The organism is Sphingomonas sp. (assembly GCF_041661825.1).
GTDB lineage: Bacteria > Pseudomonadota > Alphaproteobacteria > Sphingomonadales > Sphingomonadaceae > Sphingomonas.
Genome location: NZ_JBAZTU010000002.1, coordinates 759,525 through 784,034, shown reverse-complemented (window position 1 = coordinate 784,034; position 24,510 = coordinate 759,525). Strand labels below are relative to the sequence as shown.

The 24,510-nt window shown below is 65.4% G+C and carries 31 protein-coding genes; 24 read left to right on the top strand and 7 right to left on the bottom strand.

The genetic code is table 11. The features are described from left to right. Positions 1-146: 146 nt before the first annotated feature. Positions 147-434 carry a cell division protein ZapA gene (locus WC729_RS11030; protein ID WP_372852549.1) on the bottom strand — a complete coding sequence of 96 codons (288 nt, stop codon included), beginning with the start codon at positions 432-434 and terminating at the stop codon, positions 147-149. Further along, on the bottom strand, positions 434-622 hold the full coding sequence (locus WC729_RS11025; protein WP_372852547.1) for a hypothetical protein: 189 nt from the start codon (positions 620-622) through the stop codon (positions 434-436). Before WC729_RS11025 ends, WC729_RS11030 begins: the two co-directional genes overlap by 1 nt. A gap of 165 nt (positions 623-787) precedes the next feature. Here WC729_RS11025 and gap point away from each other — a divergent pair, with 165 nt between their 5' ends. From gap to WC729_RS11010, 3 genes are read left to right on the top strand one after another with little or no spacing between them, the layout of a single operon-like run. After that, the gene (gene gap / locus WC729_RS11020; RefSeq protein WP_372852545.1) at positions 788-1,798 is read left to right on the top strand and encodes a type I glyceraldehyde-3-phosphate dehydrogenase; all 1,011 of its coding nucleotides are present in this window, start codon (positions 788-790) and stop codon (positions 1,796-1,798) included. Positions 1,799-1,835: 37 nt separating this feature from the next. Continuing rightward, entirely contained in the window at positions 1,836-3,035 is a 1,200-nt protein-coding gene (pgk, locus tag WC729_RS11015; protein ID WP_372852542.1) for a phosphoglycerate kinase, read from the top strand. Between the two features lie 49 nt (positions 3,036-3,084). Next, positions 3,085-3,828, top strand: coding sequence for a DUF2490 domain-containing protein (locus WC729_RS11010; protein ID WP_372852539.1), 744 nt, complete (start codon positions 3,085-3,087; stop codon positions 3,826-3,828). Positions 3,829-3,859: 31 nt separating this feature from the next. Here WC729_RS11010 and pstS read toward each other — a convergent pair whose 3' ends face one another. From pstS to WC729_RS10995, 3 genes are all read right to left on the bottom strand, one after another. Then, positions 3,860-4,933, bottom strand: a complete 1,074-nt coding sequence (pstS, locus tag WC729_RS11005) for a phosphate ABC transporter substrate-binding protein PstS (RefSeq protein ID WP_372852537.1) — start codon at positions 4,931-4,933, stop codon at positions 3,860-3,862. Between the two features lie 201 nt (positions 4,934-5,134). Then, positions 5,135-5,530, bottom strand: coding sequence for a PRC-barrel domain-containing protein (locus tag WC729_RS11000; protein ID WP_372852535.1), 396 nt, complete (start codon positions 5,528-5,530; stop codon positions 5,135-5,137). 139 nt (positions 5,531-5,669) lie between these two features. After that, positions 5,670-6,191: a TlpA family protein disulfide reductase gene (locus WC729_RS10995; RefSeq protein ID WP_372852533.1), complete on the bottom strand. Its 522-nt coding sequence runs from the start codon at positions 6,189-6,191 to the stop codon at positions 5,670-5,672. 160 nt (positions 6,192-6,351) lie between these two features. On the opposite strand from WC729_RS10995, the gene WC729_RS10990 reads away from it, so the two are divergent. Genes WC729_RS10990 through thiE form a run of 4 tightly spaced genes read left to right on the top strand, consistent with a single transcriptional unit; the run spans position 6,352 to position 9,009 of the window. After that, entirely contained in the window at positions 6,352-7,260 is a 909-nt protein-coding gene (locus WC729_RS10990) for a class I fructose-bisphosphate aldolase (protein ID WP_372852531.1), read from the top strand. Next, a complete protein-coding gene (locus WC729_RS10985; RefSeq protein ID WP_372852529.1) occupies positions 7,257-7,658 on the top strand; it encodes a putative quinol monooxygenase in 402 nt (133 codons plus the stop codon). Before WC729_RS10990 ends, WC729_RS10985 begins: the two co-directional genes overlap by 4 nt. Next, complete coding sequence (locus WC729_RS10980) at positions 7,655-8,329, top strand: O-methyltransferase (protein ID WP_372852527.1); 675 nt, start codon at positions 7,655-7,657, stop codon at positions 8,327-8,329. The genes WC729_RS10985 and WC729_RS10980 overlap by 4 nt, the downstream gene beginning before the upstream one ends. Continuing rightward, positions 8,326-9,009 (top strand): thiamine phosphate synthase, encoded by a 684-nt coding sequence (gene thiE, locus WC729_RS10975; RefSeq protein WP_372852525.1) that lies wholly within the window; start codon positions 8,326-8,328, stop codon positions 9,007-9,009. Before WC729_RS10980 ends, thiE begins: the two co-directional genes overlap by 4 nt. A 12-nt stretch (positions 9,010-9,021) precedes the next feature. Here thiE and WC729_RS10970 read toward each other — a convergent pair whose 3' ends face one another. Both WC729_RS10970 and WC729_RS10965 read right to left on the bottom strand, forming a co-directional pair. After that, positions 9,022-9,783 carry a hypothetical protein gene (locus tag WC729_RS10970; protein WP_372852524.1) on the bottom strand — a complete coding sequence of 254 codons (762 nt, stop codon included), beginning with the start codon at positions 9,781-9,783 and terminating at the stop codon, positions 9,022-9,024. Positions 9,784-9,837: 54 nt separating this feature from the next. After that, on the bottom strand, positions 9,838-10,434 hold the full coding sequence (locus WC729_RS10965; RefSeq protein ID WP_372852522.1) for a DUF882 domain-containing protein: 597 nt from the start codon (positions 10,432-10,434) through the stop codon (positions 9,838-9,840). Between the two features lie 38 nt (positions 10,435-10,472). Between WC729_RS10965 and WC729_RS10960 the strand changes: the two genes are divergently transcribed. The 17 genes from WC729_RS10960 (at position 10,473) to nuoI (ending at position 24,501) form a co-directional block, all read left to right on the top strand. Continuing rightward, the gene (locus tag WC729_RS10960; protein WP_372852520.1) at positions 10,473-11,486 is read left to right on the top strand and encodes a L,D-transpeptidase; all 1,014 of its coding nucleotides are present in this window, start codon (positions 10,473-10,475) and stop codon (positions 11,484-11,486) included. A gap of 4 nt (positions 11,487-11,490) precedes the next feature. Beyond that, positions 11,491-12,114: a M23 family metallopeptidase gene (locus WC729_RS10955; RefSeq protein WP_372852518.1), complete on the top strand. Its 624-nt coding sequence runs from the start codon at positions 11,491-11,493 to the stop codon at positions 12,112-12,114. A gap of 37 nt (positions 12,115-12,151) precedes the next feature. Then, a complete protein-coding gene (gene efp, locus WC729_RS10950) occupies positions 12,152-12,715 on the top strand; it encodes an elongation factor P (protein ID WP_301085315.1) in 564 nt (187 codons plus the stop codon). A 161-nt stretch (positions 12,716-12,876) separates the two neighbouring features. Beyond that, positions 12,877-13,689 carry an inositol monophosphatase family protein gene (locus WC729_RS10945; RefSeq protein WP_372852516.1) on the top strand — a complete coding sequence of 271 codons (813 nt, stop codon included), beginning with the start codon at positions 12,877-12,879 and terminating at the stop codon, positions 13,687-13,689. Between the two features lie 128 nt (positions 13,690-13,817). Next, positions 13,818-14,192, top strand: coding sequence for an NADH-quinone oxidoreductase subunit A (gene ndhC, locus WC729_RS10940; RefSeq protein ID WP_272625746.1), 375 nt, complete (start codon positions 13,818-13,820; stop codon positions 14,190-14,192). Beyond that, on the top strand, positions 14,183-14,728 hold the full coding sequence (locus tag WC729_RS10935; protein WP_372852514.1) for an NADH-quinone oxidoreductase subunit B family protein: 546 nt from the start codon (positions 14,183-14,185) through the stop codon (positions 14,726-14,728). Before ndhC ends, WC729_RS10935 begins: the two co-directional genes overlap by 10 nt. After that, positions 14,725-15,618, top strand: coding sequence for an NADH-quinone oxidoreductase subunit C (locus WC729_RS10930; RefSeq protein WP_372852512.1), 894 nt, complete (start codon positions 14,725-14,727; stop codon positions 15,616-15,618). Before WC729_RS10935 ends, WC729_RS10930 begins: the two co-directional genes overlap by 4 nt. Beyond that, the gene (locus tag WC729_RS10925; protein ID WP_372852510.1) at positions 15,618-15,986 is read left to right on the top strand and encodes a cupin domain-containing protein; all 369 of its coding nucleotides are present in this window, start codon (positions 15,618-15,620) and stop codon (positions 15,984-15,986) included. Before WC729_RS10930 ends, WC729_RS10925 begins: the two co-directional genes overlap by 1 nt. Further along, entirely contained in the window at positions 15,986-17,221 is a 1,236-nt protein-coding gene (locus WC729_RS10920; protein WP_372852508.1) for an NADH-quinone oxidoreductase subunit D, read from the top strand. Before WC729_RS10925 ends, WC729_RS10920 begins: the two co-directional genes overlap by 1 nt. Before the next feature lie 195 nt (positions 17,222-17,416). After that, positions 17,417-18,085 (top strand): NAD(P)H-dependent oxidoreductase subunit E, encoded by a 669-nt coding sequence (locus WC729_RS10915; protein WP_372852506.1) that lies wholly within the window; start codon positions 17,417-17,419, stop codon positions 18,083-18,085. After that, positions 18,082-18,249, top strand: coding sequence for a hypothetical protein (locus WC729_RS10910; protein ID WP_372852504.1), 168 nt, complete (start codon positions 18,082-18,084; stop codon positions 18,247-18,249). The genes WC729_RS10915 and WC729_RS10910 overlap by 4 nt, the downstream gene beginning before the upstream one ends. Beyond that, on the top strand, positions 18,250-19,551 hold the full coding sequence (gene nuoF / locus WC729_RS10905) for an NADH-quinone oxidoreductase subunit NuoF (RefSeq protein WP_372852501.1): 1,302 nt from the start codon (positions 18,250-18,252) through the stop codon (positions 19,549-19,551). Beyond that, entirely contained in the window at positions 19,551-20,189 is a 639-nt protein-coding gene (locus WC729_RS10900) for a hypothetical protein (protein WP_372852499.1), read from the top strand. The genes nuoF and WC729_RS10900 overlap by 1 nt, the downstream gene beginning before the upstream one ends. 103 nt (positions 20,190-20,292) lie before the next feature. After that, the gene (locus WC729_RS10895; RefSeq protein WP_372852497.1) at positions 20,293-20,958 is read left to right on the top strand and encodes a hypothetical protein; all 666 of its coding nucleotides are present in this window, start codon (positions 20,293-20,295) and stop codon (positions 20,956-20,958) included. Between the two features lie 14 nt (positions 20,959-20,972). After that, on the top strand, positions 20,973-22,973 hold the full coding sequence (nuoG, locus tag WC729_RS10890) for an NADH-quinone oxidoreductase subunit NuoG (RefSeq protein ID WP_372852495.1): 2,001 nt from the start codon (positions 20,973-20,975) through the stop codon (positions 22,971-22,973). Beyond that, the gene (gene nuoH, locus WC729_RS10885) at positions 22,970-24,019 is read left to right on the top strand and encodes an NADH-quinone oxidoreductase subunit NuoH (protein WP_372852493.1); all 1,050 of its coding nucleotides are present in this window, start codon (positions 22,970-22,972) and stop codon (positions 24,017-24,019) included. The genes nuoG and nuoH overlap by 4 nt, the downstream gene beginning before the upstream one ends. Further along, positions 24,016-24,501 (top strand): NADH-quinone oxidoreductase subunit NuoI, encoded by a 486-nt coding sequence (nuoI, locus tag WC729_RS10880; RefSeq protein ID WP_372852491.1) that lies wholly within the window; start codon positions 24,016-24,018, stop codon positions 24,499-24,501. Before nuoH ends, nuoI begins: the two co-directional genes overlap by 4 nt. Positions 24,502-24,510: the final 9 nt, after the last annotated feature.

The following is a 24,510-nucleotide window of genomic DNA, read 5'->3' as shown; positions in this document are numbered from 1 at the left end:
ACGCCGTTAGCATCAGGTGGGGATCGTGTACGACAGGCCAGGGCCAGCGCAGGGACAACCCCCTAGGAAGAATAATCGCCTCAGGGATAATCGGTAAGGCTCGTACCGGGCAGTGCCCGCCACTGACGGATATAGGCCCCAAGGGGTTAATTCTCAAGGGCCGCCGCAAGTCGTTCCAGCCGTTCGGCGACCTGTTCCAGCATCACCGCTCCGGCGCCTTCGGGCGGGCGGCGATGCGCCTCGTCCAGCTCGTCCGCCAGCATCAGTGCGACGAACAACATCGTCCGCTCGCCGTTCAGCCCGCCAGAGGCGCGCGCGGCGGTCGACCAATGCTTGTCGAGCAGTTCGCCCAGCTTGCGCAGCTGCGGCTCCTCGCCATCGCGGCAGGCGACGGTGTGGCGGCGATCGCCGATGGTGAGGGTGACGTCGGCCATTATCCGCCTTCGCCACGCGCAATGACGTCGTCCAGCGTCGCCACCGCTTGCTCGATCCTGGCGCGCAGCACCGCGTGACGGCGCACCGCCGCCTCGGCCACACGATCGCGCTCAGCCACTGCTGCTTCGATTCTAGCAATCGCGCGATCGATCCGGTCGAGCGCGGGCGGAGGCGTCTCGTCTGCCATCGCTCCCGGATAGCATGGCTTTACGGGCGGGCAAGATCGATTTGGCGTCCTGCGGTTGACGGGCGGGTCCGCCCACCGCAAAGACCGCGCGGCTTATCAGACTCGCCGGTCGCCCTTTCGCGCATATCAGCGCCGCGCCCGGTATCCGCGACGGAGGTAATTGCGATGACGGTGAAGGTTGCGATCAATGGTTTCGGGCGTATCGGTCGCCTCGTTGCACGGGCGGTACTCGAGCGGGGCGATACGGGACTTGAGCTCGTCGCGATCAACGACCTTGCCGACGCCAAGTCGAATGCCTGGCTGTTCTCGCGCGACTCGGTGCACGGCAAATATCCGGGCAAGGTCTCGGCCGAGGGCAATGACCTGGTCGTTGACGGCAAGCGCATCCGCGTCACCGCCGAGCGCGATCCGGCCAAGCTGCCGCATGCCGAGCTGGGCGTGGACATCGTGCTCGAATGCACCGGCTTCTTCACGGACCGCGAGAGCGCCCAGAAGCATATCGATGCGGGTGCCAAGAAGGTGCTGATCTCGGCCCCGGCCAAGGGCGTCGACCTGACCGTCGTGTTCGGCGTCAACAACGACAAGCTCGAGGCCGGCCACAACATCGTGTCCAACGCATCGTGCACGACCAACTGCCTGGCGCCGGTCGCCAAGGTACTGAACGATGCGATCGGCATCGAGCGCGGCCTGATGACCACGATCCACGCTTACACCAACGACCAGAAGATCCTCGACCAGATCCACCCCGACCTGCGCCGCGCCCGCGCTGCCGCCATGTCGATGATCCCGACCACCACGGGCGCTGCCCGCGCCGTGGGCGAGGTCCTGCCCGAGCTCAAGGGCAAGCTGGACGGTTCGGCGATCCGCGTGCCGGTGCCCGACGTCTCGCTGATCGACCTGACCTTCACGCCGAAGCGCGACACGACCAAGGAAGAGGTCAACGCGATCCTCAAGGCGGCATCGGAAAGCGGGCCGCTGGTTGGCATCCTCGATTACACCGACGAGCCGCTCGTCTCGATCGACCTGATGCACACCTCGGCAAGCTCGACGATCGATAGCCTCGAGACGGCGGTGCTCGACGGCAAGCTCGTCCGCGTCGTCAGCTGGTACGACAATGAATGGGGCTTCTCCAACCGCATGGTCGACACCGCCGGCGCGATGGCCGCGTTCCTGTAAGGGCGCGGAATCGAACCACGGGGTTAGCGAGGACGAGATGACCAAGCCATTCAAGACGCTCGACGACATGGGCGATGTGTCCGGCAAGCGCGTGCTGGTCCGCGAGGACCTGAACGTGCCCATGGCCGACGGTGCCGTCACTGACGACACCCGCTTCCGCGCGACCCTGCCGACCGTGACCGAGCTGGCGGACCGCGGTGCGATCGTCCTGATCCTCGCCCATTTTGGCCGCCCCAAGGGCAAGCGCGATCCGGAGATGTCGCTCGCGCTGGTGACCAAGCCCTATAGTCAGGTGCTCGGTCGCCCGGTGCGCTTCATCGAGGATTGCGTGGGCGAGGGCGCCGCCGAGGCGATCGCGACGTTGAAGGACGGCGACATTGCGGTGCTGGAGAATACCCGATTCCATGCCGGCGAGGAAAAGAACGACCCCGAACTGGCCGCCGAGATGGCGAAGCTCGGCGACCTGTACGTCAACGACGCCTTCTCCGCCGCGCACCGCGCCCATGCGTCGACCGAGGGTCTCGCGCATGTCCTCCCGGCCTTTGCGGGCCGCGCGATGGAAGCGGAATTGACCGCGCTCGACAAGGCGCTGGGCAATCCCGAACATCCGGTCGCGGCAGTGGTCGGCGGGGCCAAGGTCTCGACCAAGCTCGACGTGCTCAAGCATCTCGTCGCGAAGGTCGATCACCTGATCATCGGCGGCGGCATGGCCAACACCTTCCTCGCCGCGCGCGGCGTCGATGTCGGCAAGTCGCTGTGCGAGCATGACCTGACCGGCACTGCCGAAGAGATCTTCGAGGCAGCAGAACGCGCCAATTGCACCATCCATCTGCCGTACGATGTGGTGGTCGCGAAGGAATTCCGCGCCAACCCACCAGTCCGCACCGTCAACGTGCACGAGGTCGCGGCGGACGAGATGATCCTCGATGTCGGCCCCGCTGCGGTCGAGGCGCTGGCCGATGTGCTCAAGAACTGCCGCACCCTGGTATGGAACGGCCCGCTCGGCGCCTTCGAGACGCCGCCCTTCGATACGGCGACGGTAGCACTTGCGCGCACCGCAGCCGCGCTCACCCGCGACGGCTCGCTCGTCTCGGTGGCGGGCGGCGGCGATACCGTGGCGGCGCTCAATCAGGCCGGGGCAGGGGACGACTTCACCTTCGTTTCGACTGCCGGCGGGGCGTTCCTCGAATGGATGGAAGGCAAGGAGTTGCCCGGGGTTGCGGCGCTCACGGCGTAGGAAGGCGGGCTTTCCGTCACGGTTCCAACGGGAGGCGATTGGTCGGCACATGACAACTGCACGGATCGCGCTACGGTTGCGCATGCTCGCCCGCCCTCAACGCGCCGCCCTGTGCCGGTTGCTCCTCGCCGCACCGCTGGTGTCGGCGGCAATGCCCGCACACGCGCAGCAACAGGACGAGCAGCTATGGCTGCAGATCAACACCAACGTACCGCTCACGGATCGGGTGCGGATTACGCTGGAGCAGATCGCGCGCTTCAGCGACCGGCAGGACGGGCTGTACCAGACCGAGTTCGGCGGCCTGCTGGGCTATCGCACCTCCAAACGGATCGAATTCGGTTTCGGCTATCGCTGGGTCGGTGCGCATAACGGCAACACGGCCGCCGATGAGAACCGCCTGCGTCAGCAGGTGGTGGGGACGTTCGGACCCGTCACGACCCGTTTCCGGGTCGACGAGCGTTTCAACCCGCGCGGCGGCGAAGTGGGTTTCCGCGTCCGCCCGCTCGTCCGCTACAATCACCGGCTCGGCACCAAGGGCGTGGCGCTGTTCGCCAGCCATGAAAGCTTCTTCCTCCCCAACAGCACGAGATGGGGACAGCGCGCCGGGTATGAACGGATGCGCAACATCGTCGGCGTCACGCTGCCGCTCGGACGCGCGGTCACGAGCGACATCGGCTATCTCAACCAGTATCGCCCGGGTCGTGGCGGTGCTCAGGCACAGATGGACCACGCGCTGAACCTCCAGCTCACGATCAACCTGCGTGGTTTCACCGGCTCGCAGGTCCACGACTGACGGGAAATCCCCGCGGACAAGCCTTGGGCGGTCAGGGCGCTATCGTATAAACCGGCTTGCCGTTCGCGGTGATGGTCGACGCCCATTGCTGACGCATGCGTTCCTTGATGGATTGCGGCAGCGGCACATAATCCAGGCGTCCGGCGGCCTGGTCGCCGTTTCGATACGCCCAGTCGAAGAATTGGAGCACCGTAGCCCGCTTGGCGGCATCGGCCTTGTTCTTGGGCAGGAGGATGAAGGTCGCCCCCGTGATCGGCCAGCTCGGTGCGCCCGCCTGATCGAGCAGCAGCAGATAATTGCCCGGCGCGTGCGCCCAGTCGGCGCCCAGCGCAGCGGCCGCGAACGACCTGGCGGATGGCTGGGGATAAGCGCCGGCACTGTTCTGCAGCAGGACGTGGATCGCCCTGGTCTGCTTGGCAAAGGCATATTCGACATAGCCGATCGAGCCAGGGGCGACCTGCACCGATGACGCGACCCCCTCATTGCCCTGGCCGCTGATACCGGCCGGCCAGGTGACCGAGTCGCTCGCGCCCACCTTGGCGCTCCAGGCCGGATTCTTCATCGCCAGATAGGAGGTGAACAGGAAGCTGGTCCCGGACGCGTCCGACCGGTGTACCGGGGTGATGCGCAGATTGGGCAGGGTCAGGCCGGGGTTGAGCGCGACGATCTCGGGTGCGTTCCACTTCTCCAGTTTGCCGAGATAGATGTCGCCGAGCACGGCACCGGTGAGCTTGACCTGGCCCGGCTGGATGCCCGGCAGGTTGACCACCGGCACGACGCCGCCGATGACGGTCGGAAACTGATAAAGGCCATTCTTGTCCAGCTCTTCCGGCTGGAGCGGCCGGTCCGACGCACCGAAATCGACCTTGCCGGCTTCGATCTGCTTGATGCCGTCGCCCGAGCCGACCGGCTGATAATTGACCGCGACATCGCCTTCGGTCCGATACGCTTCCGCCCATTTGGCATAGAGCGGTGCGGGGAAGGTCGCGCCGGCACCCGACACGCTTGCCTTGGCCTGCGCCGCGGCGCTCTCCGACGCGGCCTCTCCGCTACAGGCGCTCAACAATCCAAGTGCCGCGACCGCGGCGAGCAGTTTTGCGTTCACAGGAAGCCCTCCCTCTTATTGTTGGAATCGCTGCGACAACTGGCCCCGATACGCGGCGTAAACCCGTCATTCCGAAACGCTTCACTGGCACCGCGCGCGTCATGGCCGCGGGGCCGCCCTGGAAAATCTGGAGGGCGCACCCGGCAACGCCGCTCCGAAGCTTGAAAACTGCCCGGCCGGGCGGGCCATGCGCGCTCGGCGTCAGGGATAGGGGAGGCCGTAATAGGTATAGACCTGCTCGCCATAGGCGCGGTCGAAGCTCGGCTCTTCATCGGCACCGTAGCGCGGCGCCTTTTCGAGCATCTCCTTGTCGATATCGACGACATACCCGCCCTGCTCGGGCTCGTAGGTCAGCGATTCCCACGGGAGCGGATAATAATCGGCGCCCAGGCCGAACAGTCCGCCAAAGGTAAGCACGGCATATTCGACCTGGCCCGACTGCTTGTCGACCATGAAGTTGTGGATCGTGCCGAGCTTGTCACCGTCTTCGTTGAAGACGGCCGTGCCTTCGATCTTGTTCGAAGCGATGAGCCAATCCGATTCGTCGATTTCGATATCGTCGATGTCGATTTCATTGTCCGTCGGTGCATCGGTCATGTCGGAGTCTCCATGCGATTTCCCCGCCGGGGTCATCTTGAACCCCGGACGCGACAATCATGTGACGATGCCGCCTCAGCAGATCCTGCCGGGCGTTGGGCGGCAGCGCCGCTCCCGCTATTCGCGTGTGCGAGGGGACTCAGTTCGTGGCGACTGCCGCTGCCGGAACCGGCTCCCTGAGCAATGGCACGATGATCTGATTGAGCGCATCGAGATCGAACGCCCCCGCCTTGGCGTAGCGGATATGGCCCGACCGATCGATGACGTAGTTGGTCGGCACGCCTTTCAGGATGGGATAGCCGCCCTTGATCCGCTTCGCCGACGGGATGTGCATCACGGCGAAGAGTTTCTTGAGCTGGGACAGCGGCACTGAATCCTCGGTCGCGATCGCGAAGACTTTCAGGCCCGCCTTCTGCTGGATGTCATAATATCGATCCAGCAGCGGGAGTTCCTCGCGGCAGGGCACGCACCACGTGGCCCAGAAATTGAGCACCACCACCTGGCCGCGGAGCTGGTCGAGCGTCACCCTTGATCCGTCGATCATGGTCAGCTCGAAATTGGGGGCGACGTCACCGACCTTGGGCTCCTTGGCGGCGGTCAGGAACAGGGCGCCCATGCCCAGGCCGAGCAGCTTCAACCAGTGCGAGAAGGACGGCCTCATGATATTTTCCCCTTTGTTGCGAACCTGATGCAGGCGAGAGGCCGCGTCAATATGAGGGGAGGGGCCGGCACGGCCTGTTCCCCGCCGCGGCACGCCCGTTGCCCCTGGCGCGATCGCAAGCTAACAGCCGCGCAGCATCTGCAGCAGCAAAGGGATCGCGATGACGCCGACCGTGAAGGCCATTCTCGACAAGTACGAGTCCGACAATGCCGGCGTGAAGGCGAACCTCGCCCGCATCCTGATGCACGGCAAGCTCGGTGGCACCGGCAAGCTCATCATCCTGCCGGTCGACCAGGGTTTCGAACATGGTCCGGCGCGCAGCTTCGCGGTCAACCCCGCGGCCTATGATCCCCATTATCACTATCAGATCGCGATCGACGCCGGGCTCTCCGCCTACGCAGCGCCGCTCGGCATGATCGAGGCGGGCGCCGAGACCTTTGCCGGCCAGATCCCGACCATCCTGAAGGTCAACAGCTCGAACAGCTGGGCCCAGGGCGCGAACCAGGCCGTCACCGCCGGCGTCGAGGACGCGGTGCGGCTCGGCTGCTCGGCGATCGGCTTCACCATCTATCCCGGCTCGGACGATCTCTTCTCGATGATCGGCCAGATCCGCGAGCTCTCGGCCGAGGCCAAGGCGCTCGGCATCGCCACTGTCATCTGGTCCTATCCGCGCGGCGGCGCGCTGCCCAAGTCGGGCGAGCTCGCGCTCGATGTCGGCGCCTATGCGGCGCACATGGCCGCCCTGCTCGGCGCGCACATCATCAAGGTGAAGCTGCCCAGCGATCATATCGAGCAGAAGGAAGCCAAGCCGATGTACGAGGGCACCGACTGGTCGAAACAGTCGGACCGCGTGAAGCACGTCGTGCAGTCGAGCTTTGCCGGGCGCCGCATCGTGGTGTTCTCGGGTGGCGCGGCCAAGGGGGCCGATGCGGTCTATCAGGATGCGCGCGACATCCGCGACGGCGGCGGCAACGGCTCGATCATCGGCCGCAACACCTTCCAGCGCCCGCGCGACGAAGCGCTGGCGATGCTCGACAAGCTGGTACGCATCTACAAGAACGAGGAATGAGCGACGCGCCGGTCATCGGACGGCGCGGCTTTGTCGGCGGGGCGGTGGCGATCGCGATGATCGGCAGCGCCACGCCCCTCATGGCGGAGGACGGTGCGATGTTCGGACTCATCGGCAAGCTGAAGGCCAAGCCCGGCCAGCGTGACGCGCTCGCGGCGTTGCTGGCGGGCGGCTCGGAGACGATGCCGGGCTGTATCAGCTATGTCGTCGCCGAGGATCTCGCCGATGCCGACGCGCTCTGGATCACCGAAATATGGGAGAGCAAGGCCGCGCATGACGCATCGCTCTCCCTGCCCGCGGTGAAGGAGGCGATCGCCAAGGGCCGTCCGCTGATCGCCGGTTTCGAAAGCGGCGCGCAGACCCGGCCGATCAGCGGCGTGCCGGGCGCGACCAAATGAGCGACGCCGCCTGGACCGCCGTCGACGACTATATCGTCGGCCATTTGCTGGGCACCGATCCGGTGCTCGATGCGGCGCTTGCCGCGAACGAGGCGGGCGGCTTGCCCGCGATCGACGTGTCCGCGGCGCAGGGCAAGATGCTCCACTTGCTCGCCCGCATGGCCGGCGCCCGGCGCATTCTGGAGGTCGGGACGCTTGGCGGCTATTCGACGATCTGGCTCGCGCGGGCGCTGCCCGAAGACGGCCGGCTGGTCACGCTGGAGCTTGAACCGCACCATGCCGACGTCGCCCGCGGCAACATCGCAGCGGCAGGATTCGCCGACAAGGTCGACGTCCGCGTCGGCCCGGCGATCGAGTCGCTCGACGCGATGATCACGGGCGGCGAGGGGCCGTTCGACTTCATCTTCATCGACGCCGACAAGCCGAGCAATGTCGCCTATCTGCGCGCGGCGATGGCACTCGGGCGCCCCGGTTCGACGATCATCGTCGACAATGTCGTGCGCGAGGGCGGGGTGCTCGACGCGGATAGCGACGACGATCGCATCCGGGGCACCCGCGCGCTGTTCGAGGCAGTCGCTGCCGAGCCCCGGCTGAACGCGACGGCGGTCCAGACGGTCGGCGCAAAGAAGTGGGACGGGTTCCTGCTGGCCGTGCTAGGCGCCGCCGAATGACTGAAGACGATCCCCTCGGCCCGCTCGATCCCGATTTCGCGGCCAAGTTCACCCGCGACATCCGGCGGCCGCCCTGCCAGCTCTATCTGGTGTCCCCGCTCGACGTCGGCGGTGCCTTCCCCGACCGGCTGGCCCGCGCGCTCGATGCCGGGCCGGTCGCGGCGTTCCAGTTCCGCGTGAAGGATGTGGATCAGCACGAAGCGACCCGCCTGGGCGAGCCGCTCCGCGCAATCTGTGCCGAGCGGGAGGTGGCGTTCATCGTCAACGACAGCATCTCGCTCGCCAAGCGGCTCGGCGCCGATGGCGTGCATCTGGGGCAGGGCGATGGCGATCCGCGCGAGGCGCGTTCGGTGCTCGGGCCGACGACGCAGATCGGCGTAACTTGCCACGACAGCCGCCACCTGGCGATGGAAGCAGGCGAGGCCGGGGCCGACTATGTCGCGTTCGGCGCCTTCTATCCGACCACCACCAAAGAGGTGAGCCACCACCCCGATCCCTCGATCCTGAGCTGGTGGACGACGGTGTTCGAAATACCCTGTGTCGCGATCGGCGGCATCACGCCCGCCAACGCCCCGACGCTGGTAAAAGCGGGCGCCGATTTCCTGGCGGTTTCCAATGCTGTGTGGGGCGGGGACGAGGCTGCCGCGATCAAGGCGTTCGAGGCAGTCCTCGTCAAATAACCCCAGGTCGATTCAACCCTTGGGCCTGGCATAATACCAGGACATGCGCGGGGGCCGCATTTCGCTGACTGCGCCGTCGATATAGCTGCCGGGCAACAAGCTGGTCACCGTGGTGCGCCAGGGGAAGTCGGCGCGGCTGCGGTCCTCCGCCCAGATGTGCTGGAGGTCGTGAGTCTTCTCGAACCGTTGGGCGATGATCTCGGTAATGCCCGGCACCGCGAACTCGTGCAGCTCGAGCAGGAAGGTCGCGGTGGCGAGCGCCGGTACCTTTGCCGGGTCGAGCAGCACGCTCTCATAACCCTCGACATCCATGATCACGACTGCGCCGCTCTTCCCGTCGAGCACCGCATTCAGGCCCTCGGGCTCGCACGTCGCCAGGATGGTCACCTGGTCGGTGACATTGTTGGCAGCGGCCATCTCGGCGATCGCGGTGCGGCCGCTGGCCTCCATCTCGAACGCGATCATCTGCGTGTCGGGGAGGCGCGAGGCAAGGCCGACGGCATAATAGCCCTCGGCCGCACCGACATCGACGATCAGCGACGGCTTCGATGCAATGATCTTCTCGACCACCGCCGCCAGCTCACGCTCATAGATGCCCAGCAGCTTGGGGACATAGGCGCTGCCGACCGACCGATCGATATAGCGCAGGCCCTTGAACGGGCCGTCGATCACCTGCTGTCCAGTGCGGTCGCGCGCCAGCGCGGCGAAGTAGCGATAGGGTCGGACGGCGTCCGGCGTGAGCTTCCGGGCGAGGTTCGTTGCGAATCGAAGCATGGAAATGGCGGCCCCCAGGGTCGTGGTCGCGGCGGCTATACTATGGGTCGGCGCTTATGTCTGCTGCCAGCGACGCACCGGGCCCGTATCGACATGGATAAAGCCGTCGCGCGGATAATAGCCGACCCCGCCGCCGCCCAGCGCGAGCGCCGCGCCACGCAGCCGCTCCAGCGACACGCCAGGGATCATGATATCGGTCGCCTTGCCGAGCATGTGCTGGCTCTGGCTCGCAACGCCGGTGCGCTCGCCGCCATGGGCGCGCAGCGACGCATTGGTCTGGGGGGAGCGATAGCCCGAAATCAGGTCGATCTTGCGGCTGCCGCTTACTTCCAGCTTCTCGCGAAGCCGGACGAGCAGCGCGAGCAGCTTGCGGTCCATCGGGTGGATCTGGCCCGTCCGCCAGTCGCGCAGGCCGTGGTTCAGCTCGGCAAGCCCATCGGCGACGAAGCTGCCGCCCCGCGCGAAAACGGCGTCGACACTCTCGTTGTTGTGCACGTTGCGGATCGCCAGCCGTAGCTCCTTGCCAGCGGCCATTGCGGGCAGGGGAAAGGCGAGCGCCGCGCCGGCCGCCATCGCGCCGCCGATCAGGGCGCGTCGCGAGAAGATGGGGCCCTCGACTTGTTCCGGGCCGGAAACAAGCCGGCTGTCCATCGTTGATTGCATGACGACTAATCTAGGAACTTGAAACTATGAGAAAAATAACGGTCACTGCGGCCTGTCTCGCTTTTGCCTCGATTGGCCCCGTTAGTGCGGCCGACCCGGGAACAAAGCTTAAGAATGCTCAAACGGTTGATCGCTCGACCCTGCATGTTCAGGTGATTCTCGATCATCTCGGCTTCTCGCCCGGCATGCTTGATGGTCGGGCCGGCAAGTCGCTCACCGCTGCGCTGAAGGGGTTCCAGGAAAATCGCGGCCTCAAGGTCACCGGGGAAATCGACAAGGCGACCCTGTGGGCGCTCCATCCCTATCGCGCCTGGCGGCCGACGCGGACGCTGGCGCTCACGGCGGATACGCTGGCCGGGCCTTTCACCTACCCGTTTCCCAAGGACCCGCAGCAACAGGCGAAGCTCCTCGCGCTCGGCTATAGCTCGCCGATGGAGAAGCTGGCGGAGATGTTCCACACCACGCCTGCGGTGCTGGTCGCGCTGAATAACCCGGAGACCCGGCTTGAACCGGGCACGATGGTGACCTTCCCCAACGCATTGCCGCTGTCGCGCGCCTATGACGCGAAACTGCCGGCCGACTGGCGCAAGACGCTCAATGACCTGAACGTGTCGGCCGACCAGCCCGAGGGAGCGAAAGTGGTGGTCGACAAGTCGGACGAGGTGCTGCGCGTGCTCGACAAGGACGGCAAGCTCGTTGGTCAGTTCCAGGCGACCATGGGCAGCACGCACGATCCGCTGCCGGTCGGTACCTGGAAGATCCAGGGTGCCTCCTACAACCCGCCCTTCCATTATAATCCGGACCTGTTCTGGGATGCGAAGGACAGCGCCAAGGCCGCCAGGCTGCCGCCGGGGCCCAATGGCCCGGTTGGGGTGATCTGGCTTGATCTGTCCAAGCCGCATTATGGCATCCATGGCACGCCCGAGCCGAGCACGGTCGGCCGCGCCGAAAGCCATGGCTGCATCCGCCTCAGCAACTGGGATGCGGCGCGCCTGTCGCTGATGGTGAAGCCGGGCACGCCGGCTGTGTTCCAGGAATGACGCGATGAGAAAGCTCGGCTGCGGCCTTCTGATGCTGGTGTGCGGCGTTGCCGGCATCTTTGTGGCCCTGTTGCTGTTCGGTCGGGCGCTGCCCGACGCGAAGCAGCAGCCCAAGGTGGCGATGGCGATGGTGACGACGACCGCGACGACATCGGCGCCGGGCCAGGTCGTGGCCGATCCGGGCGGGCCGCTCGCCATTCCCGTCGCAGGCGTGGCGCGGAGCGCGATCGCCGACAGCTGGGAAGATCCGCGTGAGGGCGGCGCCCGCCAGCATCACGGCACCGACATCATGGCGCCCGGCGGCACTTTGGTGACCGCGGCGGCGCCGGGCACGATCGAGAAGCTGTTCCAGAGCGTGGCGGGCGGCACGACGCTCTATGTCCGGTCGCCGGACCGGTCATGGGTCTATTATTACGCGCATCTCGCCGCCTATGCGCCGGGAATCCATGAAGGGCAGGTGGTGAAGACCGGGGATGCGCTCGGCTATGTCGGCGATACCGGCAATGCCGGGGCAGGCAATTTCCACCTCCATTTCGGGCTCAGCCGCACCACGCCCGAACAGCATTGGTACCAGGCGCAGGACGTCAATCCTTACCCGTACCTTGCCGGAAAGCCCTCTCAACGCTAAAGGCCCCGCCTTCGCTCTTTCCATCACAGGCATCCCCATGAAGATCAACGCGGTCGAGATTCGTCCCGGCAACATCCTCGAATATGAAGGCGGCATCTGGCGCGCGGTGAAAATCCAGCACACGCAGCCGGGTAAGGGCGGTGCCTATATGCAGGTCGAGATGAAGAACCTCATCGACGGCCGCAAGAACAATGTCCGCTTCCGCTCGGCCGAATCGCTAGAGAAAGTGCGGCTGGAAACCACCGATTTCCAGTTCCTGTTCCGCGAGGGCGATCAGCTGACCTTCATGGACAAGATCAATTACGAGCAGATCACGCTCGACGCCGGCATCCTCGGCGATGCGGCAGCGTTCCTGCAGGATGGCATGGACGTGGTGATGGAGCTCTGGGAGGAGCGCCCGATCTCGGTGCAGCTCCCCGACACGATCGAAGCGCTGATCGTCGAGGCCGATGCGGTGGTGAAGGGCCAGACGGCCTCGTCCAGCTACAAGCCCGCGATCCTCGAGAACGGCGTTCGCGTGATGGTCCCCCCGCATATCGGCGCGGGCACGCGTATCGTGGTCGATGTGTACGAGCAGACCTATGTAAGGCGCGCTGACTGAGCCTGTTCTTCCCCTCCCTGCAAGGGAGGGGGCAGGGGGTGGGTGGCGAGCGAAGCGAGCCTTCCTACCTCACCGATAAAAGCGCCGCCGGAGGCATCGAGCCTCCGCCGCCGCTAACCCACCCCTTGCCCCTCCCTTGCAGGGAGGGGTGGAGAAGCATTTTGGTTAGTCATTCAGGCCTCATCACCGTCATGGATCGCGCCGCGCGCAAGGCAGCGCCGCGGATTCGTCGTGACTTCAACGAGGTCCAGCACCTGCAGGTGAGCCGCAAGGGCCCGGCCGACTTCGTCACCATGGCGGACCAGCGCGCCGAGCAGACGATCTTCGAGGAACTGTCCAAGGCGCGCCCCGACTGGGGGTTCCTGATGGAGGAGCGCGGCGAAGTAGCCGGCGACCCTAACAAGCCGCGCTGGATCGTCGACCCGATCGACGGCACGACCAACTTCCTCCACGGCATCCCGCACTTCGCGATCTCGATCGCGGTCGAGGAGCCGCTCGCCAACGGCAAGCGCGAGATCACCACGGGCCTCATCTACAACCCGATCACGGACGACAGCTTCTGGGCCGAAAAGGGCCGGGGCGCCTGGATGCAGGAGCAACGCCTGCGCGTCTCCGCGCGCCGCGACCTGCCAGACGCGCTGATCGCGACTGGCATTCCTTTCCTCGGCCATGGCAATTTCGCTGAGTGGAGCCGAATCTTCGGTGCGATCGCGCCGGAAGTGGCAGGCATTCGCCGGATCGGCGCGGCCGCGCTGGACCTTGCCTGGGTCGCCGCGGGTCGCTTCGACGGTTTCTGGGAATCTGGCCTGAAGCCTTGGGACGTCGCTGCCGGCATTCTGCTGGTGCGCGAAGCGGGCGGCTTCGTCACCGATTTCCGCGGCGGCGACCGCATGATGGAACGCGGCGAATTCCTGGCCGCGAACGACGCGCTTCAATCGAAGCTGCACAAGCTGCTGGCGAACGCGCTGCGCTGATCCTTTTTCTTCCCCGAGCAGGCTCGGGGAGGATTGTTTTTGCGAGTGATTCTCACTCCTCGCGGCCTTGCCCAACTAGGGTCATCGTCCTAAAGCCGCGCCAGTCATTCGCACCTGCGAGAAACCCATTGGTCGACCTGTCGCAATATCTGCCGATCCTGCTGTTCCTTGGCGTCGCGATCGTGCTGTCCAGCGCGTTCGTGTTCCTGCCGATCATCGCTGCGCGCTTCACCGGCGCGCACAAGCCGACGCCTGAGAAGCTGACCGAATATGAATGCGGTTTTCCCGCGTTCGAGGATTCGCGCAGCCAGTTCGACGTGCGTTTCTATCTCGTCGCCATCCTGTTCATCATCTTCGATCTCGAAGCCGCGTTCCTCTATCCCTGGGCCGTCAGCGTGTTCTCGCTCGGCTGGACGGCATGGTTCGCGATGATGGGCTTTATCGCCGAACTCGCGCTCGGCCTCGTCTATGCATGGAAGAAGGGAGCGCTCGAGTGGGAGTAGAACTCACACCAGCCGCCTCCGGTGGCGCGATCATCCCGCCCGACCAGACGTTCTTCAACGATCTGAATGGCGAGCTGACCGATAAGGGCTTTCTCGTCACCTCGACCGAGGATCTGTTCCACTGGGCCCGCACCGGCTCGCTGTGGTGGATGACCTTCGGCCTCGCTTGCTGCGCGGTCGAGATGATCCACGTGAACATGCCGCGCTACGATCTGGAGCGCTTCGGCGCCGCGCCGCGCGCATCGCCGCGCCAGTCCGACGTGATGATCGTCGCCGGTACGCTGTGTAACAAGATGGCCCCGGCGCTGCGCCGGGTCTACGATCAGATGTCCGAGCCGAAATACGTCATCTCGATGGGCTCCTGCGCCAATGGCGGCGGCTATTATCATTATAGCTACAGCGTCGTGCGCGGCTGCGACCGGATCGTGCCGGTCGACATCTATGTCCCGGGCTGCCCGCCGACCGCGGAAGCGTTGCTGTATGGCATCATGCAGCTGCAGCGGAAGATCCGCCGCATCGGAACGATCGAACGGTGAGGGCGCCGGCGCCGGCCTACACGGCCAATGACGGGATCATCGATCGCGCGGGCGAGCTGCTGGGCGCGAAGCTGTTGTCGTCGCTCGACGCAGTGGGCGAAGTCGCGCTGACGGTCGACCGCGAGACGCTGGTCGAGACGATGGTGGCGCTGCGCGACACGCCCGGCCTCGAATATCAGCAGCTGATGGAAATTGCCGGGGTCGACTATCCGGAGCGGCCCGACCGCTTCGAAGTGGTCTATTGCCTGCTCTCGCTGACCCGCAACCACCGCATCCGCGTGCATGTGCAGACGGACGAGGAAAAGCCGGTGCCATCGGTCACGGGCATCTGGCCGGTCGCCGGCTGGCTCGAGCGCGAAGTGTACGACATGTACGGCGTGCTCTTCTCCGGCAACGCCGACCTGCGCCGCATCCTGACCGATTACGGTTTCCGCGGCCATCCGCAGCGCAAGGACTTCCCGCTGACCGGCTATGTCGAGCTGCGCTATTCCGAGGAAGCGAAGCGGGTGGTCTATGAACCCGTCCAGCTCGCCCAGGATTTCCGCACCTTCGACTTCATGAGCCCGTGGGAAGGCGCCGAGTACATCCTGCCCGGCGACGAAAAGGCCAAGCTCCCCGAAGCCAAGGGCGCGCCCACGCCGCTCAAGGCCGACGAGATCCAGAAGGCGGATGCGGCCAAGACTGCCGCCGCTGCGCCTCCGGCGACGCCCAAGGTCACCGAGAGCACGGCGCAGACCGGTGCCGGCAAGGCCTCGCCCGATGCAGCGCCCAAGCCCGCCGATCCCGATGTGGTGAAGAAGCCGCGCGCCGCGCGTGCCAAGCCCGCCGCCTCGGGCGACGCGCCGACCGCACCCAAGCCGCGTGCGCCGCGCAAGCCGAAGGCATCATGATGGGCGCTCCTTCCGTCATCAATCTGGGCGAGAAGTTCGGCAGTTTTGCCGATCACTGGAATCCGCGCATCGTCGGCGGGTACAACGGCAATGAGCTGCGCCTGGCCAAGCTGCAGGGCGATTTCACCTGGCACAGCCATGCCGACACCGACGAGCTGTTCCTCGTCGTGAAGGGTGAGATCGGCATCGAGTTCCGCGACGGCGTGCGTCGCATCGGTGCGGGCGAGATGATCGTCGTGCCGCGCGGCACCGAGCACCGGCCCTTTGCCGAGCAGGAGGCCGAAGTGCTGCTGATTGACCGCGAAGGCGAGCCGAACACCGGCGTCGCGCCTTCGCACATGACTCGCGAAAAGCTGGAAACGCTCTGATGGCCGATCATCTCGAAGCGATCGAGGGCAGGACCGATGCCGCCGACCCCGAAGTCGGCGATGTCGCGATCCAGAACTACACGATCAATTTCGGCCCGCAGCATCCGGCCGCGCACGGCGTGCTGCGCCTGGTGATGGAACTCGACGGCGAGATCGTCGAGCGCGTCGATCCGCATATCGGCCTGCTCCACCGCGGCACCGAGAAGCTGATCGAATACAAGACGTACATGCAGGCGCTGCCCTATTTCGACCGGCTCGATTACTGCTCGCCTTTGTGCATGGAGCACAGCTTCGTGCTCGCGATCGAGAAGCTGCTCGATCTCGAAGTGCCGATCCGCGCGCAATATCTCCGCGTGTTCTTTGCTGAGCTGACGCGCATCTCGAACCATATGCTCAACCTCGGCAGCCATGTGATGGATGTCGGCGCGATGACGCCGAACCTGTGGCTGTTCGAAATCCGCGAGGATTGCCTCAACTTCTTCGAGCGTGTCTCCGGCGCGCGCATGCATTCGGCCTATTTCCGGCCGGGCGGCGTGCACCAGGATACGCCGCTCAAGCTGCTGACCGATATCGCCGACTGGCTCGACAATCGCCTGCCGCGCATTTTCGAGGACGCGATCAGCCTCGTTGCCGACAACCGCATTTTCAAGCAGCGCAACGTCGACATCGCGACGGTCGGCCGCGACGATGCGATCAAATGGGGTTTCTCCGGCCCGATGATCCGCGGCTCGGGCATTCCGTGGGATCTGCGCAAATCGCAGCCCTATGATGTCTATGCGAAGATGGACTTCGACGTGCCGGTCGGCACGCGCGGCGATTGCTACGACCGGTTCATGGTGCGCGTGGAGGAAGTCCGCCAGTCGGTGCGGATCATGAAGCAGTGCCTAAACGAAATGCCCGAAGGGCCGATCGCCAGCCTCGACCGCAAGGTCGTGCCGCCCAAGCGCGCCGAGATGAAGCGCTCGATGGAAGCGCTGATCCACCATTTCAAGCTCTACACCGAGGGCTTCCACGTCCCCGCCGGCGACGTGTACGTCGCGACAGAGAGCCCCAAGGGCGAGTTCGGCGTCTATCTGGTCGCGGACGGCAGCAACAAGCCGTATCGCTGCAAGATCCGCCCGACCGCCTTCTCGCATCTCCAGGCGATGGACTTCATGGCCAGGGGCCACATGCTCGCCGATACCACCGCCATTCTCGGCGCGATGGATATCGTGTTCGGGGAGTGCGACCGGTGAGCGCACTTAGATTTTCACGAGCCGCGCTCTTGGGCAGCATAGCGCTCTATGCGGTGGCGACCCTGTCGACATTGATTGGGTATTCGTCGGTTTTCTTCCTTCTCGCCATCGCCGCGACGTGGGGGATCACCATCAGCGCTGCCTCCTGTGTCGTTATCCAAATAGCCGCATTCATTCGCGGTTGGAATTTGAAGCATGGCTGAATCACCCAAGATCCCCGACGAGGCCGAGACCCGCGCACGCTGGGGCGCGTTCATCTGGACGGCCGAGAACCGCAAAAAAGCGACCGAGATCCTCGGCCGCTATCCCAAGGGGCGCGAGCAGTCCGCGTCGCTGCCCTTGCTCGATCTCGCCCAGCGCCAGGTCGGCACCGAGACCAAGACCCAGGGCTGGCTGCCGGTGCCGGTGATCGAATATGTCGCCCGTGAAATCGGCGTGCCGTACATGCGCGTCTATGAGGTCGCGACCTTCTACACCATGTTCAACATGGCGCCGGTCGGCCGCTATCATGTCCAGGTTTGCGGCACGACGCCGTGCATGCTCGGCGGCTCGGACGATGTGCTCGCCGCCTGCAAGAATCGCGGTCTCGTCAAGGGCGCGACCACGCCCGACGGCCTGTTCACCTTGACTGAGGTCGAGTGCCTCGGCGCCTGCGCCAATGCGCCGATGGTCCAGATCAACGACGATAATTACGAAGACCTGGATTATGATCGCACCGCCGCGATCCTCGACGCGCTGGCCGAAGGCAAGACGCCGGCGCCGGGATCGCAGACCGGCCGCCGCGACAGCTGCCCGGCGGGCGGCCCCACGTCGCTCAAGGAAATGGTCGACGACAACCATGATTACCGGGGAGAATGGGCATGAAGGGCGTGAATCCGATCGTCGCAGTCCTCGCCGTCATCGGCGGACTGGTCGTGCTGGGCTGGGTGCTGCGGATCACCTTCAGCCTGATCCCGCTGCTGATCCTGATCGGCATCGGCGTGGTCGTCTATTTCATGGTTCAGGGCGCGACGGGAAAAGGCAAATAGATGCTCGCCGACAAGGACCGTATCTTCACCAACGTCTACGGGTTTCAGCCGTGGAATCTCGACGCGGCGCGCAAGCGCGGCGATTGGGATGACACCAAGGGCCTGATGGCGCGTGGCCAGGACGCCCTGATCGACGCGGTCAAGGCATCGGGCCTGCGCGGCCGCGGCGGCGCGGGTTTCCCGACCGGCACGAAATGGTCGTTCATGCCGAAGGAGCCCAAGCCCGAGCGGCCGAACTTCCTCGTCATCAACGCCGACGAATCCGAGCCCGGGTCCTGCAAGGACCGCGAGATCATGCGGCACGATCCGCACAAGCTGATCGAAGGCGCGCTGATCGCCGGCTTCGCGATGCGCGCGCGTGCCGCCTACATCTACATCCGCGGCGAATATATCCGCGAGGCGGAGGTGCTCTTCGCGGCCGTCGCGGAAGCGTACGACAAGGGCCTGATCGGCAAGAATGCCAGCGGTTCGGGTTATGATTTCGACGTGTTCGTCCACCGCGGCGCCGGCGCCTATATCTGCGGCGAAGAGACCGCGATGCTCGAGAGCCTCGAGGGCAAGAAGGGCCAGCCGCGCCTCAAGCCGCCTTTCCCGGCGGGCGCGGGCCTTTATGGCTGCCCGACCACGGTCAACAATGTGGAGTCGATCGCGGTCGTCCCGACGATCCTGCGGCGCGGCCCCGAATGGTTCGCCAGCTTCGGCGCGGAGAACAACCGCGGCACCAAGCTGTTCCAGATCTCGGGCCATGTGAACCGCCCTTGCGTGGTCGAGGAAGCGATGAGCATTCCCTTCCGCCAGCTGATCGAGGAACATTGCGGCGGCATCCGCGGCGGGTGGGACAATCTGCTCGCGGTCATCCCCGGCGGTTCTTCGGTGCCGTTGGTACCGGCGGCGCAGATCATGGACTGCCCGATGGATTTCGACGGGCTGAAGGCGCTCGGCTCGGGCCTCGGCACCGCGGCGATCATCGTGATGGATAAGTCCACGGACATCGTCCGCGCGATTTCGCGTATTTCGTACTTCTACAAGCACGAGAGCTGCGGCCAGTGCACGCCGTGCCGCGAGGGCACCGGCTGGATGTGGCGCGTGATGGAGCGGCTGCGCACCGGCGATGCCGATATCAGCGAGATCGACACGCTGCAGCAGGTCACCAAGCAGATCGAAGGCCACACCATCTGCGCGCTCGGCGACGCGGCGGCCTGGCCGATCCAGGGCCTGATCAAGCATTTCCGGCCCGAGCTGGAGCGGCGGATCAAGGAACGCGGCGGCGATCTCGCCCCGATGATGGAAGCCGCCGAGTGATGAGGCGCCACGCCTGGCCTTTATGTGACGGCAACGCCGTCTCGCGCTTCATCGCGTTCGCATCGCTGCTTGGTGCCGGCTGCCACGGTACCGCACTGGCGCAAGAGGGGGCGGCCAGCGCTTTTCCGATGGTGGCTCATGCGCAGTGCCTGGTCAGACACAACTCGACTCGAGTGGGACGCGTGCTTGAGCCGGAATCCCGCGAGCGTTTCGACGCCGCGGTATCGCGGCTGGCGACCAAGGAGTGCAATGACGGTGCGGTGCCTTCCGCCGCTTCGTTGCGTGGCCCCTTGTTCAGGGCGGCATACACGAAATTCGGCCCCGCTGCCGGGCGCTCGGCGGCGAACGTGATCAACAATTGGGCCCCGAAGCTTCCGGCCGATGATCCGATGGTCGGCTGGTATCAGATTGGATCGTGCCTGGTCGGCAAGGCGCCTGACGCCGTGCGTGATCTGGTTCGCGCTGCTCCCGGATCGGAGAATGAGAACACCAGGCTCACCGCGCTCGCGCCCCAGCTTTCGGGCTGCCTACCCGGCGGCCAACAGTTCGCCGTCAATCGGGCGACGTTGACCGGCGTGCTGGCGGAGATCGTCTACCGCGTCGACGTCGCTCCGCCGCTCAGCGCGTGGTCACGCTGATGTTTGCGGAAATACTCTACAAGGGACCCGTTCGGGCGGACCACTCGGGTGGCGGGCAAGTGATGCACAGGCGCGGCGCGACATCTGTCAAGGAGAGAGCGAAATGAGGGCTATCATCGTTGCCGTTGCGGCCGCTGCGCTGCCGCTGATCGCTACCGGCGCAGCCGCGGCTGATGACACGGCGAAACAGCGTGAAACCTACGCGACGGCGGCATGCGTCGTGGAGCAGGAACCGACTATGGTGAAGGCGCTGTTGCGGACCCTGCCGGGCTCCAGCGACGAAAGCAGCGTCGCTGCAGATCTTGGGGAAATCTACACCGCCTGCAGTGGCGACAAATATGCGCTGACGATCAGCCGCTGGTCGCAGAGCCTTTATAATGGCCGGCCGGCGATGGCCGCCGCCGCAGCCACGGCTGCCGCCGACGAGCGAGGCACCAATGTCGCGCGCCTGAGCGAGGCGAGCGCCTGGTATAGCTATGCGATTACCGGAAAGAGGCCGGGCTCGGGTTACGACGCCGTCTCGCTCGGCATGCAGGAATTCGGCACGTGCGTCGTCAAGGCGGCGCCCGACGGTGCGCTCCAGCTGGTGCGGTCCAAGGCCGGCAGTGCCGAGGAAACGCAGGCGCTTGCCGCGATCCGGCCGGCGCTACCCGGCTGTGTCGTCCAGGGCAAGCCGATCAGCATGAAGCGCGATCAGCTCCGCCTGATGATCGCCGAACCGCTTTATCACGCCATTGTCGACGGCCCCGCGGCCGGCCGGCGCAGCTAGCAAGTACGAAACGCATGCCAAAGCTCAAAGTCGACGGAATCGAGATCGAGGTGCCCGCGGGCGCCACGGTGCTGCAGGCGTGCGAGATCGCCGGCAAGGAGATCCCGCGCTTCTGTTATCACGAGCGCCTGTCGATCGCGGGCAATTGCCGCATGTGCCTGGTCGAGGTGAAGCCGGGGCCGCCCAAGCCTCAGGCTTCGTGCGCGCTGCCCGCTGCCGAGAACCAGGAGGTCTTCACCAACACCCCGATGGTGAAGAACGCGCGCGAAGGCGTGATGGAATTCCTGCTGATCAACCACCCGCTCGATTGCCCGATCTGCGATCAGGGCGGCGAGTGCGACCTGCAGGACCAGAGCCTGGCCTATGGCCGCGGCCATTCCCGCTATGACGAGAACAAGCGGGCGGTCACCGAAAAGTACATGGGCCCGATCGTGAAGACGGTGATGACGCGGTGCATCCAGTGCACGCGTTGCATCCGCTTCGCCGAGGAAGTCGCCGGCGTCGAGGAAATCGGCGCGATCGGTCGCGGCGAGGACATGCAGATCACCTCGTACCTCGAAGGCGCGGTGACGAGCGAGCTGTCGGGCAATGTCGTCGATCTCTGCCCGGTCGGCGCGCTGACCTCCAAGCCCTATGCCTTCGAGGCGCGGCCCTGGGAGCTCAAGAAGACGCTGACCATCGACGTGATGGACGCGGTCGGCACCAATATCCGCCTCGACAGCCGCGGCCGCCAGGTGCTGCGCGCGCTCCCCGTGATCAACGAGGACGTCAACGAGGAATGGGCGAGCGACAAGACCCGTCACGCGGTTGACGGCCTGGTCCGCCGCCGGCTCGACCGCCCGTTCGTGCGCAAGCAGGGCAAGCTGACCGAGACGAGCTGGGACGAAGCCTTCGCCGCCATCGCCGCGGTAAACGCCGGCTCCAGCGTCGCCGCGGTGCACGGCGACCTGGTCGATTGCGAGACGCTCTACGCTGCCAAGGCATTGCTCGGCGCGATGGGCTCGACCCTGCTCGAAGGCCGCCAGACCGGCATGGCCTACGATGCCTCGTCGCTGTCCGCGGTCAATTTCAACACCACGATCGCCGGCGCCGAAGAGGCCGACGCGATCCTGCTGGTCGGCACCAATCTGCGCTGGGAAGCGCCGCTGGTGAACACCCGCATCCGCAAGGCGATCAAGAAGGGCGCGAAGGTCTTCGCGATCGGCGAAGAGACGGACCTGACCTACAAGGTCGAATGGCTCGGCAACGACCTGACCTTGCTTGGCAAGCTCCCCAAAAGTGCGGCCGAGGCGTTCAAGAACGCCCAGCGCCCGATGATCATCGTCGGCGGCGGCGCGCTCAAGGGCGGCCATGGCGCCGCGCTCAAGCTCGCCAAGTCGCTCGATCTGGTGCGCGACGGCTGGAACGGCTTCAACGTGCTGCACATGGCGGCGTCGCGCATGGGCGGCCTGATGCTCGGCCTCGCGCAAAAGGGCGGCATTGCCGATATCGTCGCGGCCAAGCCGAAGCTGACCTTCTTCCTCGGGGCCGACGAGGCCGATTTCTCGGCCTTCGCCGACAGCTTCAAGGTCTATATCGGCCATCACGGCGACAAGGGCGCCGCGGCTGCGGACGTCGTGCTGCCGGGCGCGAGCTATGCCGAGAAGTCGGGCACCTGGGTCAATCTCGAAGGCCGCGTCCAGCGTGGCGAGCGCGCGGTGTTCCCGCCGGGCGACGCCCGCGAGGACTGGACGATCCTGCGCGCGCTCTCCGCGGTGCTGGGCAAGACCCTGCCGTTCGACACGCTCGAGGAACTGCGCGCCGCGATGGGCGTCGACACGCCCGATCTCGCCACGCTCGGCCTGCGCCGTTTCGCCTGGAACGCGCCAGCGCTCGACGCCAAGAGCGAGGGGCCCGTCGGCTATCCGATCAAGGATTTCTACCTGACCAACGCCATCTGCCGTGCGTCCCCGACGATGCAGCGCTGCTCCGCCGAGCTGATCCACGGGGTGGAATTCGCGGAGGCGGCAGAATGACCGCCCTCTTCGTATCCTGGGGCCTGAACTACGGCTGGGCGTGGTTCCTCGCCACGATCATCGGCATCCTGGTCATCGCGCTGCCGCTGATGCTGGCGGTCGCCATGATCATCTATGCCGATCGCAAGATCTGGGCGGCGATGGCGCTGCGCCGCGGCCCCAATGTGGTCGGCCCGTTCGGCCTGCTGCAGAGCTTCGCCGACGGCCTGAAGGTCTTCCTGCAGGAAACCATCATCCCTACGAGCGCGAACAAGGGCCTGTTCCTGCTCGCGCCGATCATCACCTTCACGGTCGCGCTGATCGTCTGGGCGGTCATCCCGTTCCAGGCGGGCGTGGTGCTGGCGGACATCAATGTCGGCCTGCTCTATGTGCTCGCGGCGTCGTCGCTCGGCGTCTACGGCATCATCCTGGCGGGCTGGTCGTCCAACTCGAAATATCCCTTTTATTCGGCGATCCGCGCCGCGGCACAGATGGTGTCGTACGAGGTCGCGATCGGCTTCGTGCTGATCTCGGTCGTGCTGTGGGCAGGGAGCTTCAACCTCTCCACCATCGTGATGGCGCAGCAGAACGTCTATCTTCACCTCAACGGCTTCTTCCTGAACCCGCTGCTGTTCCCGATGGCGATCGTGTTCTTCATCTCGTCGCTAGCCGAGACGCAACGCGCGCCGTTCGATCTGACCGAGGCGGAGAGCGAACTCGTCGCCGGCTACCAGACCGAATATAGCTCGATGAGCTTCGCGCTCTTCTGGCTAGGCGAATATGCCAACGTCATCCTGATGTGCGCGCTCAACGCGACGCTCTTCTGGGGCGGCTGGCTGCCCCCGGTCGACTGGGCGCCGCTCTATTATGTGCCCGGCATCATCTGGTTGTTCGCCAAGATGCTGTTCTTCTTCTTCGTGTTCAGCTGGGTGAAGGCCACCGTCCCGCGCTACCGCTACGATCAGCTGATGCGGCTGGGCTGGAAGATTTTCCTCCCGCTGTCGCTGTTCTGGGTGTTCCTGGTGTCGGGCTTCCTGATGCTGACGCGTTTTGGAGTTTCGTCATGAACGTCGGCCAGATCATCAAATCCTACACCCTGTGGGAATTCGTGAAGGCGCACGCGCTCACCCTGAAGTATTTCTTCAAGGCGAAGGCGACGATCAACTATCCGTTCGAGAAGAACCCGATCTCCCCGCGATTCCGCGGCGAGCATGCGCTGCGCCGGTATCCCAATGGCGAAGAGCGGTGCATCGCGTGCAAGCTGTGCGAGGCGGTGTGCCCGGCCCAGGCGATCACGATCGAGGCCGAGCCGCGCGAGGACGGCAGCCGCCGCACCACGCGCTACGACATCGACATGACAAAGTGCATCTATTGCGGCCTGTGCCAGGAAGCCTGCCCGGTCGATGCCGTGGTCGAAGGGCCGAATTTCGAATTCGCCACCGAAACCCGCGAGGAGCTGATCTACGACAAGGCGAAGCTGCTCGATAATGGCGATCGCTGGGAACGCGCGATCGCCGCGAACCTTGCCGCCGATGCACCGTACCGTTAAGCGCCAGCC